General features: G+C 77.0%; 1 protein-coding gene. It reads left to right on the top strand.

Going from position 1 to position 204, the window contains the following annotated elements; translation table 11 throughout:
- Positions 1 to 204: hypothetical protein (locus VR44_RS40730; protein WP_045952751.1), on the top strand; the 204-nt coding region annotated here is incomplete at both ends.

The following is a 204-nucleotide window of genomic DNA, read 5'->3' as shown; positions in this document are numbered from 1 at the left end:
CTGGAGCACCGCGCGGTGGTCGTGGGCCGGGACCGCGAGACGCTGGTCCGCGGACTGACGGCGCTGGCCTCGGGCGAGCCGAGCCCGTCGGTGGTCACCGGCAGGGCGACGGGACGCGGGCGGCTGGCGGTGCTGTTCACCGGGCAGGGCAGCCAGCGGCCCGGCATGGGCCGGGAGCTGTACGGAACCTTCCCCGTGTTCGCC

The organism is Streptomyces katrae (assembly GCF_000966975.1).
Taxonomy (GTDB): domain Bacteria; phylum Actinomycetota; class Actinomycetes; order Streptomycetales; family Streptomycetaceae; genus Streptomyces; species Streptomyces katrae.
The sequence above is the reverse complement of the archived record's forward strand: the minus strand, read 5'-3'. Positions and strand labels throughout refer to the sequence as shown.